This window comes from Apibacter adventoris, from assembly GCF_002964965.1.
Taxonomy (GTDB): Bacteria; Bacteroidota; Bacteroidia; order Flavobacteriales; family Weeksellaceae; genus Apibacter; species Apibacter adventoris.
On sequence record NZ_PSZN01000011.1, the window covers coordinates 51425 to 66482 of the forward strand.

General features: G+C 29.7%; 16 protein-coding genes, 1 rRNA gene and 1 other RNA gene. 8 read left to right on the forward strand and 10 right to left on the reverse strand.

Annotated elements, in window-relative coordinates; translation table 11 throughout:
* Position 1: 1 nt before the first annotated feature.
* The 10 genes from C4S76_RS05905 to C4S76_RS05945 form a co-directional block, all read right to left on the reverse strand.
* On the reverse strand, positions 2 to 352 hold the full coding sequence (locus C4S76_RS05905; RefSeq protein ID WP_105193558.1) for a hypothetical protein: 351 nt from the start codon (positions 350 to 352) through the stop codon (positions 2 to 4).
* A 70-nt stretch (positions 353 to 422) separates the two neighbouring features.
* Positions 423 to 638, reverse strand: a complete 216-nt coding sequence (locus C4S76_RS05910; protein WP_105193559.1) for a hypothetical protein — start codon at positions 636 to 638, stop codon at positions 423 to 425.
* A gap of 146 nt (positions 639 to 784) precedes the next feature.
* Positions 785 to 1033, reverse strand: a complete 249-nt coding sequence (locus C4S76_RS05915) for a hypothetical protein (RefSeq protein ID WP_105193560.1) — start codon at positions 1031 to 1033, stop codon at positions 785 to 787.
* A gap of 46 nt (positions 1034 to 1079) precedes the next feature.
* The gene (locus C4S76_RS05920; RefSeq protein ID WP_146105701.1) at positions 1080 to 1685 is read right to left on the reverse strand and encodes a hypothetical protein; all 606 of its coding nucleotides are present in this window, start codon (positions 1683 to 1685) and stop codon (positions 1080 to 1082) included.
* 769 nt (positions 1686 to 2454) lie between these two features.
* Positions 2455 to 3006, reverse strand: coding sequence for a hypothetical protein (locus C4S76_RS05925; RefSeq protein WP_105193562.1), 552 nt, complete (start codon positions 3004 to 3006; stop codon positions 2455 to 2457).
* Between the two features lie 31 nt (positions 3007 to 3037).
* Positions 3038 to 3685, reverse strand: a complete 648-nt coding sequence (locus C4S76_RS05930) for a hypothetical protein (RefSeq protein WP_146105702.1) — start codon at positions 3683 to 3685, stop codon at positions 3038 to 3040.
* Between the two features lie 385 nt (positions 3686 to 4070).
* Positions 4071 to 4319, reverse strand: a complete 249-nt coding sequence (locus tag C4S76_RS05935) for a hypothetical protein (protein WP_105193564.1) — start codon at positions 4317 to 4319, stop codon at positions 4071 to 4073.
* Entirely contained in the window at positions 4294 to 4623 is a 330-nt protein-coding gene (locus C4S76_RS05940) for a DUF1493 family protein (RefSeq protein ID WP_105193565.1), read from the reverse strand. Before C4S76_RS05940 ends, C4S76_RS05935 begins: the two co-directional genes overlap by 26 nt.
* A 10-nt stretch (positions 4624 to 4633) precedes the next feature.
* Positions 4634 to 4759 (reverse strand): hypothetical protein, encoded by a 126-nt coding sequence (locus C4S76_RS12095; protein ID WP_262494549.1) that lies wholly within the window; start codon positions 4757 to 4759, stop codon positions 4634 to 4636.
* Positions 4760 to 4776: 17 nt separating this feature from the next.
* On the reverse strand, positions 4777 to 5025 hold the full coding sequence (locus tag C4S76_RS05945; RefSeq protein ID WP_105193566.1) for a hypothetical protein: 249 nt from the start codon (positions 5023 to 5025) through the stop codon (positions 4777 to 4779).
* A gap of 585 nt (positions 5026 to 5610) precedes the next feature.
* Between C4S76_RS05945 and ffs the strand changes: the two genes are divergently transcribed.
* The 8 genes from ffs to C4S76_RS05985 all read left to right on the forward strand — a co-directional run.
* Positions 5611 to 5708, forward strand: an RNA gene (gene ffs, locus C4S76_RS05950) — signal recognition particle sRNA small type.
* A gap of 74 nt (positions 5709 to 5782) precedes the next feature.
* Positions 5783 to 7426, forward strand: coding sequence for a CTP synthase (locus tag C4S76_RS05955; protein ID WP_105193567.1), 1644 nt, complete (start codon positions 5783 to 5785; stop codon positions 7424 to 7426).
* Positions 7413 to 9254 carry a membrane protein insertase YidC gene (gene yidC / locus C4S76_RS05960; protein ID WP_105193568.1) on the forward strand — a complete coding sequence of 614 codons (1842 nt, stop codon included), beginning with the start codon at positions 7413 to 7415 and terminating at the stop codon, positions 9252 to 9254. The genes C4S76_RS05955 and yidC overlap by 14 nt, the downstream gene beginning before the upstream one ends.
* A gap of 145 nt (positions 9255 to 9399) precedes the next feature.
* Positions 9400 to 10794 (forward strand): class II fumarate hydratase, encoded by a 1395-nt coding sequence (gene fumC, locus C4S76_RS05965; protein ID WP_105193569.1) that lies wholly within the window; start codon positions 9400 to 9402, stop codon positions 10792 to 10794.
* A gap of 119 nt (positions 10795 to 10913) precedes the next feature.
* The gene (gene pfkA, locus C4S76_RS05970) at positions 10914 to 11906 is read left to right on the forward strand and encodes a 6-phosphofructokinase (RefSeq protein ID WP_105193570.1); all 993 of its coding nucleotides are present in this window, start codon (positions 10914 to 10916) and stop codon (positions 11904 to 11906) included.
* A 26-nt stretch (positions 11907 to 11932) separates the two neighbouring features.
* Positions 11933 to 12943 carry a type I glyceraldehyde-3-phosphate dehydrogenase gene (gene gap / locus C4S76_RS05975; RefSeq protein ID WP_105193571.1) on the forward strand — a complete coding sequence of 337 codons (1011 nt, stop codon included), beginning with the start codon at positions 11933 to 11935 and terminating at the stop codon, positions 12941 to 12943.
* Between the two features lie 163 nt (positions 12944 to 13106).
* Entirely contained in the window at positions 13107 to 13262 is a 156-nt protein-coding gene (rpmH, locus tag C4S76_RS05980) for a 50S ribosomal protein L34 (protein WP_105193572.1), read from the forward strand.
* Positions 13263 to 13900: 638 nt separating this feature from the next.
* Positions 13901 to 15058: ribosomal RNA gene (locus tag C4S76_RS05985) — 16S ribosomal RNA — on the forward strand; the annotation flags it as partial.

The following is a 15058-nucleotide window of genomic DNA, read 5'->3' on the forward strand; positions in this document are numbered from 1 at the left end:
ATTATCCTTGTCTAACTCCCCTCCAAAAATTACCACCGGCAATAGAAGAGGAAATCCCTCCGCTTAGCCTTCCGGAAGCAATCATTACTGCTTTATAATAACTACTTTTTCCAAATGTAGTTAATTTTCCGCCTTTATCAGCTTTAAAACTTTCAATTCCACTGGAAATTAAAGAAGAAACGGCTCCACTTGCTAATCCTGACATAAAATTACTTCCGTCAATAGATCTAAGGCCTCCGCTAGTTCCGTGCATCCCTGCCTGTAAAAGAGCTTGGGTTATTCCGTTATTAATTCCTTTTACTGCTTCTCCTATTCCAAAACTGATACCTGAAGATACCGCACTAATAGCCATAGTTTTTCCTGTTCCATACCAGAAAGGAATTTCGTTAATTTAATTATTATGATAATGAAATTATATTATTTTACCAATCTGGAGTATATTTTAAATATTCTTCAGGAACTTTTTCTTTCTTCTCAAATACATGACATTGCAATTCATTTATAAATAAAGAATTTGTAAATGAATAATCAAGCATATATAATTTATTTCCTTCAATTTTTATTTTATAAGTTTTTAAAGTCATTCTCCCATCAGAAATTGCCGCAAAAAAATCTATTCTAATATTTTTATTTTTCATGTAAATTATTCCTCTTCCCCCGCCTATTTCAGGGTTAGGATTAGCATTTTTTTTCTGAAAAATTCTAATACTTCCTTTGGGGTAAAATTGAATTATACTTTTATCATAATGACTGTCATCCTTTATTTGTTGAAATTTTTATTAGCTCAATATTTATCAATACATTCATAGAAATAGGCAGGATTAATTTCATTATAGATATAAGAGTCAAAATTTTTTTTATTTGTGAATTTATAGCCTTTATAGGGTGCTTTATTTCCTTTTCCACCATCTAGTAGCCTGGTAGATATGCAAGAGAATAAAATTAAAAAAGTAAAAAAATTACATAACGTTTTACCATGATGTAAATTTATTTTGAGTTCTGTATTGTGAATAAGGTTTCCATCAAAACTCATTTTTTTTTGTAAAAGATATTTTACCTATAAAAAAATGGTTACTCAATCAATAATTTTTCTTTTCTATCCAGTCTGCTTTATAAATTAAATATTCAGGAGGGAGTTTCTTTTTTATATAGACAGTGACAGCATGTGGATCTAACTTTACTGTTCTTTTTACCAATAAAGTATCTCCTTTTACTTTTAATTCCATTGTTCCTATTCCCCATTGTATGTACTCACCTACCACAGTATATATCTCCATTTTTATAGACCCATTTTCTTTGTAATAGATTCCTCTTTGACCTCTATATAAGGGGTTTAGATCTTCAGGCTTTATATTATAATCATCTTTAAAAGCAAATAAATTTACCCCTCCATTGGGATAAAATTTATAGATACTATACCGAAAGTCTGATCTGTAACCTTTTCTATTATCTTGTTTATCAAAACTATTTTTATTTTTTGATCTGTAATAGTATTGTTCTACATAGATAGCATTTGTATCTATTATGCATAGGAGTGACCTGTCAAAAAATTGTTGATTCTTAAAAACTTGTGCAGTGTTTATAGGAACTTGGGTTCTTCCATCTTCCAAATATCTTGTATTTGTGTTGCAACAAATAAGAGACATTAGTAATATTACTGTGGTTACATAAGTTATTTTTACCATGAGGTGAATTTATTTGGAGTTCTGTATTGTGAATAAGGTTTACAACTAAAGTATTTTGAATATAAAGTAATTTACACAAAATAAAAATACACAAACAATTAATAAATTTATTAAATAAAATAAATCTTTTTTTAGCAAAATTTTCCATAAATAAAAAAAGATGTAGATTACACTTATTATATTTATTAGCTTTACTGCATAAATTATTGGGGAGAAAATACTATACTCTCCACTTGTTTTATATGGCTCATAGTATATATATTTAGAAAAAATAACAGTGGTAATTATCATTATTAAATATAAAATAAATGATATAAATATTTGTATTAATTTTTAACACCATACATAAATAAAAATTAATAGTTTAATCGCATATATTTATCCCAAAAACTTTAAATATATCATTTAAAATTCATTTTTTGTCAAAAAAATAAACTATAGTGAAAATTAAAGAAAACACGAAAAATTGCCAACCCGCTGTATCATAGATCCAGTTCCATGAAGTCTTTTTTTTTCTTGAGAGATAAATTTTTTCTTAAAATTCCAATAATCTAAATTATTTCTTAGGAAAAGGATATAATAAATTCCTAAAAATAGTAAGAATATAGTATTTTGAATTATATAATTGCACATGGTATTACTAATGCCATATAATTTTAAATTTAAATAAAAATATAATTTATAAAATATGTTTTTTGTAATGTATAGTTCAATTTATCTGCTTATTATAGAATTTTTTATTAGAATTTTTTTGATAGTTTTCAATATTTTAATTTTCAATTTCTCCAAATTTCACAATCAAAGGAATTTTATTACTATATATAATCCCATCAAATATTTTAATGTTATTTTGTTTAAGATATTTAATTTCTTTTTTACTTAATCTTTTTTTTACAAACTTAGCATCCTGTTTAAAATATAATTGAATATCGTAATGTTCCTTTTTAGAAAAACAATTTTCTGTGTATTCTAATATTGATATATTTTTAAATGTAATTTTTTTGTTAGAAATAATTATTCCTATGTTATTAAAAACTGGTATTTTTTTATGCATTTTTAATATATAATCACAATCTAAGATAGAGTCATTTGTATATATTTTATAACTCAAAAAAGAAATCTTTTTTTTTAATTTATGCATATATGTATTAGGTATATCAATTACAGGATTATCAATGAATAAAAATACTTTTTCTTCAGAGTCATTAATTATGTTTAAAGAAATAGAATCTTTATATATAGCATGAGTTAATTCTAATTTAATTTGAGAAAAAATTAAGTTAGAAAATGATAATAAGACTATAAAAAATGTTTTTTTCATTTTATTATAAATTAATAATAATAAATTCGTTTTATTCTTCTTGCCAATATATCGAAATAATTTTATTGTTATTATAAAAAGAAGTAAAAATTTTTGTAGGATTATATTCTAAAATTACTTTTGTATGACAATTAAATTTTTTATTATAAAAAAAAATAGAGTTAGTATAACTTTGATAAGGAAATAATATAATTGTATTTTCTTCAATATTCTTAACCACATCCAATTTATTTTGTATATTGTTATTTATTTTTAAATTATAATCTAAAATTTTTTCTGATAACTTTTTTAAAAGAGCACTTATTATTTTTCTTTCTTTTAGTTCTTCTTTAGATGCCTTTTGGGGCATTACCAAGATTTGACCTACAAAATCCTTAAGAACTAAAGGATAGTTTTTTAAGGTTTTTTTATTATTTTTACATGTTACATTTAAATGTTCTTTTGATATATATAGAGTGTCTGAAGTAAGATTTATTAAATTAAATTTTAAATAAACTTGATTTTTGAAAAATTTATTATTATTTTCATAACCTAAATATTCTACTTTAATTTTATCTTTTTGATAATCAATAATATTGTTTTTATTTAGTATTGTATTACAACTTACTAAAGTAAAAAGTGTTATTAAATATAATTTATTACCAACGTATTGGGAAACCATGAATTTTATTGTATTCATATAGATCATAATTTTTATCTTTTGGATATTGATTTTGCAAATATAATAGCTGTTTAATGCTTTCGACAGAAGAATCATATACATTTTTTTAATAATCTATAGTATATTGATATGCAGCAAATTCAGAATTGTCTAAATTATTTAAACCAATCTTGTAATGATAAGAATGAATTAGTTTATGTCCTAAATTTACTTCTAAAAATTGAATATTAAAATTAACTACATAGTCAGAAATATATGTAGTTCGAGTATTTTATGAGGTTATTCCACCCAATTCCTCACCATTACAAACAATCATTTGTGTACTTTTCTTATAGTAAAAGGTTCCTTTGCTTAATGCTATTCCATTTTTGTCAATCGAGCCTCCTAACATTAGTTTTTTAACTCAATATTTTTCTTTATAAACATCTCCAAATAATTCTTTAGCTAATTTGTTTAATTTCTCAGTTAGTTCGATATTATAAGTAATAGAATGTGCTAAATGATTTAATCTACTGGTAATTATCCCCTGTCTAACTCCCATCCAAAAATTACCACCGGCAATAGAAGAGGAAAACCCCTCGCTTAGCTCTCTGGAAGCAATTAGTACCGCTTTATAATAGTTTTTTTTATTCTTCAGGGTCAAACCATTCATTTCTTTTTGCTACCTCAATCATATGAGCAATAGTTATAGGTGGTTTCTGTAAAGGCTTATATTTTCTTAATTTTAAAAGACTTAACCAATACCTCCATCCAAAATCTGAAAGATTATAAAAATATTTATCTATTTCTAAATATCCTTTTTGTATATCAAACTGATCTATAAATTCCTTTAATAAAATTTCAGCATCATCATTAAGTAAACTTGGAGGGTTTATAATAGAATCTTTATTGACAACTTTTATGTTAAACTCATTATGAATTTTAAAAAAATCTAAAACTTTTTTTTCCGTTTCCATTTTATAATTATTAATATGTAAGTATTCCTCCTATACCTACTCTCCCTAGTCCAAATAAAGCTGCATTTTTTCCATAAAAAGAAAACCAAGATGATGCCATGCCAATTTTATATAGAGAGATAAATGGTAATTCCATTAAATAGATTGATTTTACTATCTCATAAACATTAGAAAAAACGTTGTAATTTCACTATTTCCAGATATGAATTTTTGTTGTACATTAAAAATCATATCAATAAGATTATTGTTTTCATCATATAACACGTCTACTTCATCCTCCCCTTCATTATTTATTTTTTTAATATTTTCTTCTTTATCTATTTTATATCCATTATCAGGCTTCGAAGCATCATGAGCCAAATGATACAACCCACAGGTAATTATCTCTTGTCTATTTCCCATCCAAAAATAACCTCCGGCAATAGAAGAGGAAATCCCTCCGCTTAATCCTCTGGAAGGAATTAGTACCGCTTTATAAGAATTATTCTTTCCAAATTTAGTTAAATTTTCGGCTTTATCTACTTTAAAACTTTCAATTCGACTGGAATTTAAAGAAAAAATAGCTCCGCTGGCAAATCCTGCTTACTGTAATAAAATAGAAGTGTCCTTTAACTTTCTGGGTACATTACAAGAGAACTGTAAAATTTTTCAATAATAAAGAGATTAGAAAAGTATTATGAAGAAAATGCAAACTGAGGGTTGAAAAAAGTGTATAGATAAATTTTCTTTAGTTTTGAAGTTTTATTTAAAAAGCGAAATAGAGTTTTTAAACAGCTTTGTGCTGAGCATAAAACCTTTAAAGCATTTTGAAATTTCCTTTTTACATGATAAAAGTAAAATAAAAAAAACAAACATGAAATTTGTCATATTATAAATATATCTAAGGATAACCTAAATAAAATAATAATTTCATGGAATTTTGTGAAAATTCTGCATAAAAAAAGTATCATAATTTTGTAGGTTTTGTAAAAAGTTATATTTTTGCACCGGCAAGTCCTGCACAACCAGCTCCTGTGAATCCTCCAGGGTGGGAACGCAGCAAAGGTAAACGGTTGTAGCGGTGTGATGCAGGTAGCTTGCCTTTTTTTATTGGTACTGACTAAACTATTCTTAAACTATAAAAGTAAACGTAATATTCTAAAATTTTTTTATTTAAACTATGTCTGACCAATCTTCTCCAAAGTATATATTTGTTACGGGTGGGGTAACATCTTCCCTAGGAAAGGGAATTGTAGCCGCATCTTTAGGGATGTTGTTAAAAGCCCGTGGTTATAGGGTAACCATTCAAAAATTAGACCCTTATATTAATGTAGATCCTGGTACTCTAAATCCTTATGAGCATGGAGAATGCTATGTTACAGAAGATGGAGCAGAAACAGATTTAGATTTAGGACATTATGAAAGATTTTTAAACAGTCCTACCAGCAAAAATAATAACGTTACTACGGGAAAAATTTATCAAACAGTTATTGATAAAGAAAGAAAAGGTGATTTTTTAGGGAAAACCGTGCAAATTATTCCTCATATTACCAACGAAATCAAAAGGAGAATTAAAATTCTTGGAAAGAAGAATGAATTCGATATAATAATTACAGAAATAGGAGGTACTGTAGGAGATATAGAGTCTTTGCCTTATATTGAAACAGTGCGTCAATTGCGTTGGGAATTAGGGTATCAAAATTCATTAGTCATTCATCTTACTTTAGTCCCATATTTAGCAGCAAGTGGAGAATTAAAAACAAAACCTTCTCAGCACTCTGTACGGCAGTTAATGGAAAATGGACTTCAGGCTAATTTTTTAGTTTGCAGAACAGAACACCATATACCGAAAGAAGTACGCTCTAAATTAGCACTATTTTGTAATTTAAATATAGATAATGTAATAGAAAGTAAAGATTTACCCACTATCTATGAAGTACCTTTGTATCTACATAAACAAAATTTTGATTCTTTAGTGCTTAAAGAATTGGGTTTGTCTTCTGAAACAAAGCCCGATCTAAAACAATGGAACAGTTTTTTACAGAAATATAAAAACCCTAAAAGTAAAGTTGAAATAGCTCTGATAGGGAAGTACGTTTCCTTACAAGATTCCTATAAATCTATTGTTGAAGCTTTAATACATGCGGGTGCCTATTCGGATATAAAAGTGAATATCCGTTGGATTTATAGTGGTGATTTAACGCCGGAAAATATTTCAGATTATTTACATGGGGTTAATGGAATTATTATAGCTCCAGGATTTGGAGATAGAGCAATTGAAGGGAAAATCATTTCATGTCAATATGCTAGAATAAATAAAATTCCATTATTAGGTATATGCTTAGGCATGCAAGTTTCAGTAATAGAGTTTGCTAGAAATGTATTAGGTTATAAGGATGCAGATAGTATAGAATTTAATTCGCAGACCACACATCCAGTAATTTGTCTTATGGAAGAGCAAAAAAATATTACCAATAAAGGAGGAACTATGAGATTAGGAGCATGGTCATGTAAACTTAAAAAAGATTCTGCTTTAGAAAAAATATATAATAATCAAGAAATAAAAGAAAGACATAGACATAGATATGAATTTAACAGTGAATATTTAGCAGAATTTGAAAAAAACGGTTTAGAAGCAATAGGCTTCAATCCGGATACAGGTTTGGTAGAGGCTATTATAATTAATGAACATCCGTTTTTTATAGGGGTTCAATATCATCCGGAATATAAAAGTACCGTGGCTTCTCCACACCCTTTATTTTCAGCTTTAATCAAAGCTTCACAAAACTATCAAATAAATAAAGTAAAGAATGCAAAAAAATAAATTAGATAAAAATCAACTCATAGGTTTTATTCTGATAGGAATAATTTTAATTGGATTTCTGATATATTCTAATAATCAGCAAAAAGAAGCTATAACAGAAGCACAGAATACAGAAAAAAAGGTAGTAGAAAATGAAAAATCAACAGTAGCTGTTAATACTCCTGAGCCAATAAAGCCTGATCCCGATTCTCAAGCAAAAGTCGAATTAATTCCTTTTACTAATGATAACTTAGATATAAAAGTTAGTACATTAGGTGCTCAATTGAGAGAAGTACGATTAAAAAAGTGGACTGCTTATGATAAAGATAATAATTCGCATAAAAAACCCTTATATTTAGTAAACAAAAATAATTCCGACTTTAATATATCCTTTAAAGATAAAAATGGAAAGATTATAAATACAAGAGACCTAGTATTCACCCCTTCAGTACAGGGAAATGAAGTTATTTTCTCTGCTAATTTAAAAGACGCTCTTATACAATTTAAATATAAATTAAAAGGAAAATATTCCTTAGACTTTTCAGTATTTACTCAAGGTTTATCTAAAATTACCTCAGTACAAAATGCTTTATTAGAATGGCAACAAAATGCCTTAGCATTAGAAAAAGGTAAATCCCAGGAAACTATTTATACAGAATACAGATATAGTTTAAATAATTATTCTCAAACAGACTATGATACCAATGGTTTTGAAGAAGAAAAAGACAAAATTGATTGGATAAGTGTTAAGCAGCAATTTTTTGCAACTATTTTAGAATCTCAAAATGGCTTTTATAAATCTAAAGGAACACAACAATCAGAAAAAGAAGATCCCGATTACCTTAAAAATTTTGTTTTTTCTACTATTGTTCCTTTACAAAAAGGAGATATTAAACAAAATTATACATGGAATTTTTTACCTTTAGATTATGACTTATTAAAATCCTACAAAACCGAATCTGGCGATAGCAAACAGTTTTCTTATAATATTCCATACGGATGGATGAAATGGTTGTGTATTTTTTACTTATGGGTATATGAGTTTTTAGCAAAATTTGGAATAGCTGCAGGATGGATTATTTTTCTAATGACTATAGTAGTAAAATTAGTTACTTCTCCAATTATGTATAAACAATATATACAAGGGGCTAAAATGAGAATTTTAAAACCCGAGATAGAAGAACTAAATGAAAAACATAAAAACTCGGATCCTATGAAAAAGCAACAGGCAACTATGGATCTGTATAGAAAAGCAGGAGTTAATCCTTTAGCCGGTTGTTTACCCGCTTTAATTCAAATTCCTATTTTCTATTCCTTATTTAGATTTTTCCCTAATAATATAGCATTAAGAGGACAATCTTTTCTATGGGCAGACGATCTTACAGCCTATGATTCTATTTATGAATGGACTACACATATTCCACTTTTATCAAGTATATATGGTAATCACATTAGTTTATTCACAATTTTGTATTGTATCGTTCTATTAATATACACAAGAATGTCTACATCAACCATGCAACAACCGACACAAGAAGGGATGCCCGATATGAGATTTATGATGTATCTAATGCCTGTAATGTTTATTTTTTGGTTAAACTCATATGCTTCAGGTTTATCTTGGTATTATTTAGTCTCAAATGCAATTAATATTATACTAATCTTATTAATTAAAAACTTTTTGATTAATGAAGAAAAAATTCATGCTAAAATGCAGCAAAATAAAGCTAAACCAGCTAAAAAAAGAAGCAGATGGCAACAAAAAATGCAAGAAATGATGGAACAAGCACAGCAACAACAAAAGCAAATACAAGAACAAAAAGCTAAACAACAAAACAAAAAAAAATAACGATATATTAAGTTAATTAAAAGAAAAGGCTTCTAATTTTTTTAGAAGCCTTTTTTTTAAAGAAAATATTATTTGGAATTATTTTAAATAAATACTAATAATCCTTTTTATTTTTGTAACTTTATATAATAAAAACAATAAAAAAATGAATTATCGTATAGAAAAAGACACTATGGGAGAAGTTAAGGTTCCTGCAGATAAATATTGGGGAGCTCAAACAGAAAGATCAAGAAATAATTTTAAAATAGGACCAGAGGCTTCTATGCCAGCAGAAATTATAGAAGCTTTTGCATATTTAAAAAAAGCTGCTGCACATGCGAATTATGACCTAGGAGTGTTACCCATAGAAAAGAAAGATCTAATATCAAAAGTTTGTAATGAAATTTTGGAAAAAAAACTATCAGATCAGTTTCCTTTAGTTATTTGGCAGACAGGTTCAGGGACTCAGTCTAATATGAATGTAAATGAAGTCATTTCCAATAGAGCATTAGTTTTAGATGGTGGAAAATTAGGTGAAAAAAGCCCTATTCATCCTAACGATGACGTAAATAAATCTCAATCATCCAATGATACATTTCCAACAGCAATGCATATTGCTGCCTATAAAAAAATAGTAGATCACACCATTCCTGCAATTGAAAAATTAAAGAATACACTAGAAAAAAAATCAGAAAAATTTAAAGATATTGTAAAGATTGGTAGAACCCATTTAATGGATGCCACTCCTTTAACTTTGGGACAAGAATTTTCAGGTTATGTAGCACAATTAAATCATGCGATAAAAGCCATAAAAAATACACTTCCACATCTATCCGAACTAGCTTTAGGAGGAACTGCTGTAGGTACAGGATTAAACACCCCCAAAGGATACGATGTGAAAGTAGCTAACTATATAGCAGAATTTACCAAACTTCCATTTATTACGGCCCATAATAAATATGAAGCATTAGCAGCACATGATGCTATAGTAGAAACACATGGAGCTCTAAAACAAGCAGCAGTTTCATTATATAAAATAGCACAAGATATACGCTTGTTAGCCTCAGGTCCAAGAAGTGGAATAGGAGAAATTCATATTCCGGAAAATGAACCCGGTTCATCAATTATGCCTGGAAAAGTAAACCCTACACAAAATGAAGCTATGACAATGGTTTGTGCACAGGTATTAGGAAATGATACCACTATATCATTTGCAGGTACCCAAGGTAATTATGAATTAAATGTATTTAAGCCAGTAATGGCATATAATTTTTTACAATCTGCCCAATTAATTGGAGATGCTTGTATATCATTTGAAGAACACTGCGCTATAGGTATAGAACCCAACCTAAAAAGAATAAAAGAGTTAGTTAATAATTCACTAATGTTAGTTACAGCTTTAAATACCCATATAGGTTATGAAAATGCAGCTAAAATTGCAAAAACAGCACATAAAAATGGAACCACTTTAAAAGAAGAAGCAGTAAATCTTGGGCTACTTACACCGGAACAATTTGATGAGTGGGTAAAACCAGAAGATATGGTTGGAAATTTGAAGTAAGTATAGACAACAAATTTAACAAATAAATTATAAAAAAAAACAAATACACATATGATATATTTCTTATCTAATATTTAATAAATGATTAGTATATTTGCAAAAGTAAAATTGATATAAATATGCCTCAAAACATTAGTAAAATTAAGAAAATAGGAGTACTTACTTCAGGAGGAGACTCTCCGGGGATGAATGCAGCTATTAGGTCAGTCGTAAGAGCATGTAATTATTACGGAATAGTCTGCTGTGGAATAAGAATGGGCTATGAAGGACTTATTAATGATTATGTGGTAGAATTAGGTCCTCGATCAGTGCGAAATTTAATAAATAGAGGTGGTACAGAACTTAAATCAGCTCGTTCCCAGGAATTTAGAACAAAAGAAGGAAGAGAAAAGGCAGCAAAAACTGTAAAGAAACATAATATCGATGCCTTGGTAATAATTGGAGGTGATGGATCATTTACTGGAGGAACAATATTTCAAAAAGAACATGGAGTTCCATTTATAGGAGTTCCGGGGACTATTGATAATGATATTTTTGGTACAGATTATACCGTAGGTTATGATACAGCTCTTAATACAGCCGTAGATGCCATAGATAAAATTAGAGATACTGCTACCTCTCATAATCGTGTGTTTTTTGTAGAAGTTATGGGAAGAGATGCTGGCTTTATAGCTTTAAATAGCGGAATAGCCACAGGAGCATTAGATATTCTTATTCCTGAAGAAAAAGATAGCATAGAAGATTTATTTATAGCTTTCGAAAAAGCCCAGGAAAAAGGAAAAAGTTCTAGTATAGTAATTGTAGCAGAAGGTGAAAAACTAGGAGGAGTGTATGATTTAGCTAAATTTACTAAAATGAAATATCCTGAATTTGATGTGAAAGTGACAGTTTTAGGTCATATTCAAAGAGGAGGATCACCTACAGTTGCTGATAGGGTATTAGCATCCCGATTAGGAGTAGCAGCAGTAGAAGGATTAATAGCAGGTAAATCAAATGTAATGGCTGGTATGCAATCTAGTAAATTAGTATTTACTCCTATAGAAGAAGCCATAAAAAAACATAACGAAATAGATAAAGACTTAATTAAAGTAGCAGATATTCTTTCAACATAAAAATATAATAATAAAAAATAAATATTATGTCAAAAATTAAAATTGGTATTAATGGTTTCGGTCGAATCGGGCGTTTAGTATTTCGTGCAGCACAAGGAAGAAACGATATAGAAGTAGTAGGAATTAATGACCTTATAGATGTAGAATATATGGCATATATGCTTAAATATGATACAGTACATGGTAAATTTAATGGCACAGTAGAAGTTAAAGATGGGAAATTAGTAGTTAATGGAAATGCAATTCGTGTTACAGCAGAAAAAAATCCTGCAGATTTAAAATGGAATGAAGTAGGAGCAGAATATATTGTAGAATCAACAGGTTTATTTTTAACTAAAGATAAAGCTCAAGCACACGTTCAAGCAGGAGCAAAATATGTAGTGATGTCTGCACCATCTAAAGATGACACTCCTATGTTTGTATATGGAGTAAATACAGATTCTTATGTAAAAGGAACACAATTTGTTTCTAATGCTTCATGTACTACAAACTGTATATCTCCAGTAGTTAAAGTATTAAATGAAAAATTTGGTATTTTAGAAGGACTTATGACTACAGTACATGCAACAACTGCTACCCAAAAAACAGTTGATGGACCATCAGCAAAAGATTGGAGAGGAGGTCGTGCTGCTGCAGGAAATATTATTCCTTCATCTACAGGAGCTGCAAAAGCAGTTGGTAAAGTTATTCCAACATTAAACGGTAAATTAACAGGTATGGCATTTCGTGTACCTACCTTAGATGTATCTGTAGTAGATCTTACAGTTAATTTAGCTAAAGAAACTACTTATGAAGAAATTTGTAAAGCTATGAAAGAAGCTTCAGAAGGAGAATTAAAAGGAATTTTAGGATATACAGATGAAGAAGTAGTTTCATCAGATTTCATTACAGATCCACGTACATCTATTTTTGATGCAAAAGCAGGTATTCAATTAAGCCCTACTTTTGTTAAAGTTGTTAGCTGGTATGATAATGAATGGGGATATTCTAATAAAGTATTAGAATTAGTAGCTCATATGGCTAAAGTAAATAACTAAACTAATTCTTATTGAAGAATAAAAAGCATCTTAAATAATAATAAGATGCTTTTTTTATTATGAACAAAAAATATAGTAAAAAAGAAAAACTATTAAAAAAAAATACTATCTTTGCAACCTTGAAAAGAAAATTAAATTATAAAGATAAAAAGATAATATAATAATGAAACGTACATTTCAACCTTCCGAAAGAAAGAGAAGAAACAAACATGGTTTTCGCGAAAGAATGTCATCTGTTAATGGAAGAAAAACTTTAGCAAGACGTAGAGCAAAGGGCAGAAAGCAATTAACTGTTAGTGAATATAGAGCTAAAAGATAAATGCTTAGAAATATATTTATGGTAAAATCGTTAAGGTCTCTTAACGATTTTTATATTTTATACTCTATTATAAAACATAGTTATAACTTAAAAATATATAAAAAAATTATTTACTTTTTTTCAAATTCTTTTTTTAGAAGTATTTTATAATAGAAAAATACTATGGGTCAACAGAAACATTAAAAGAGATAAAGATAATAAAATAAGAGGCAAAAGAACGAGAGAGATAAGACGAGCGCGCGAGAGAATAGAAAAGAAGAATAACAACCGGATAAATAAAAAGAGAGAGAAAGAAGGGGTAAAAGAGATAAACGAAGAATATGAGCGAAAAAAAGTAAAAAAAAGTGGGATAAAAAAATAGAATATAAAATATTGATAAATAAAGATATAGTGATAAGGAGTTAGAGGATGAATAAAAAAATATTAAAAAAAGTTTTGTAAAAATTTGTGAGGGAATAAAAAGTATGTATCTTTGCACCCGCAACTCAGGAACAGAGGAAAAGAGAAGGGAGGAGAGGAGCGAAAACGAACAGATCATTGACATAAAAATTTTAAGATAAAAAGTAGCAAAAACGACTTGGGAAAGCTCTATTAAAAATTAGGGTACAGGGAAAACTTTTGTAAAATTAAAAAGAATTACAATGGAGAGTTTGATCCTGGCTCAGGATGAACGCTAGCGGGAGGCCTAACACATGCAAGCCGAGGGGTATTTTGGAGCTTGCTTCAAGAGAGACCGGCGTACGGGTGCGTAACGCGTATGTAACTTACCTATATCACGGGGATAGCCCGGGGAAACTCGGATTAATACCGGATAACATATAATGTAGCCTTACATTGTATTAAAAGGATTTATCGGATATAGATAGGCATGCGTAGGATTAGTTAGTTGGTAAGGTAACGGCTTACCAAGGCAATGATCCTTAGGGGGCCTGAGAGGGTGAACCCCCACACTGGAACTGAGACACGGACCAGACTCCTACGGGAGGCAGCAGTGAGGAATATTGGACAATGGGTGAGAGCCTGATCCAGCCATCCCGCGTGAAGGACGACAGCCCTATGGGTTTTAAACTTCTTTTGTATGGGAATAAACCACATTACGTGTAATGTGCTGAATGTACCATACGAATAAGCATCGGCTAACTCCGTGCCAGCAGCCGCGGTAATACGGAGGATGCGAGCGTTATCCGGATTTATTGGGTTTAAAGGGTCCGTAGGCGGATTTGTAAGTCAGTGGTGAAATCCTACAGCTTAACTGTAGAACTGCCATAGATACTGCGAGTCTTGAATAGTATTGAAGTAGCTGGAATGTGTAGTGTAGCGGTGAAATGCATAGATATTACACAGAACACCGATTGCGAAGGCAGGTTACTAAATACCGATTGACGCTAAGGGACGAAAGCGTGGGGAGCGAACAGGATTAGATACCCTGGTAGTCCACGCTGTAAACGATGGATACTCGTTGTTGGGGAGTAAATTCTCAGTGACTAAGCGAAAGTAATAAGTATCCCACCTGGGGAGTACGACCGCAAGGTTGAAACTCAAAGGAATTGACGGGGGCCCGCACAAGCGGTGGAGCATGTGGTTTAATTCGATGATACGCGAGGAACCTTACCAGGGCTTAAATGGGAATTGACGTACTTAGAAATAAGTATTTCTTCGGACAATTTTCAAGGTGCTGCATGGTTGTCGTCAGCTCGTGCCGTGAGGTGTCAGGTTAAGTCCTATAACGAGCGCAACCCTTATCATTAGTTGCCAACGGGTAAAGCCGGGAACTCTAATGAGACTGCCAGTGCAAA

Coding starts and splice junctions, on each gene's coding strand:
- C4S76_RS05905 (WP_105193558.1), bottom strand. CDS start 352: ATGGCTATTAGTGCGGTATCTTCAGGTATCAGTTTTGGAATAGGAGAA.
- C4S76_RS05910 (WP_105193559.1), bottom strand. CDS start 638: ATGAAAAATAAAAATATTAGAATAGATTTTTTTGCGGCAATTTCTGAT.
- C4S76_RS05915 (WP_105193560.1), bottom strand. CDS start 1,033: ATGAGTTTTGATGGAAACCTTATTCACAATACAGAACTCAAAATAAAT.
- C4S76_RS05920 (WP_146105701.1), bottom strand. CDS start 1,685: ATGGTAAAAATAACTTATGTAACCACAGTAATATTACTAATGTCTCTT.
- C4S76_RS05925 (WP_105193562.1), bottom strand. CDS start 3,006: ATGAAAAAAACATTTTTTATAGTCTTATTATCATTTTCTAACTTAATT.
- C4S76_RS05930 (WP_146105702.1), bottom strand. CDS start 3,685: ATGAATACAATAAAATTCATGGTTTCCCAATACGTTGGTAATAAATTA.
- C4S76_RS05935 (WP_105193564.1), bottom strand. CDS start 4,319: ATGAATGGTTTGACCCTGAAGAATAAAAAAAACTATTATAAAGCGGTA.
- C4S76_RS05940 (WP_105193565.1), bottom strand. CDS start 4,623: ATGGAAACGGAAAAAAAAGTTTTAGATTTTTTTAAAATTCATAATGAG.
- C4S76_RS12095 (WP_262494549.1), bottom strand. CDS start 4,759: ATGGAATTACCATTTATCTCTCTATATAAAATTGGCATGGCATCATCT.
- C4S76_RS05945 (WP_105193566.1), bottom strand. CDS start 5,025: ATGGGAAATAGACAAGAGATAATTACCTGTGGGTTGTATCATTTGGCT.
- C4S76_RS05955 (WP_105193567.1), top strand. CDS start 5,783: ATGTCTGACCAATCTTCTCCAAAGTATATATTTGTTACGGGTGGGGTA.
- yidC (WP_105193568.1), top strand. CDS start 7,413: ATGCAAAAAAATAAATTAGATAAAAATCAACTCATAGGTTTTATTCTG.
- fumC (WP_105193569.1), top strand. CDS start 9,400: ATGAATTATCGTATAGAAAAAGACACTATGGGAGAAGTTAAGGTTCCT.
- pfkA (WP_105193570.1), top strand. CDS start 10,914: ATGCCTCAAAACATTAGTAAAATTAAGAAAATAGGAGTACTTACTTCA.
- gap (WP_105193571.1), top strand. CDS start 11,933: ATGTCAAAAATTAAAATTGGTATTAATGGTTTCGGTCGAATCGGGCGT.
- rpmH (WP_105193572.1), top strand. CDS start 13,107: ATGAAACGTACATTTCAACCTTCCGAAAGAAAGAGAAGAAACAAACAT.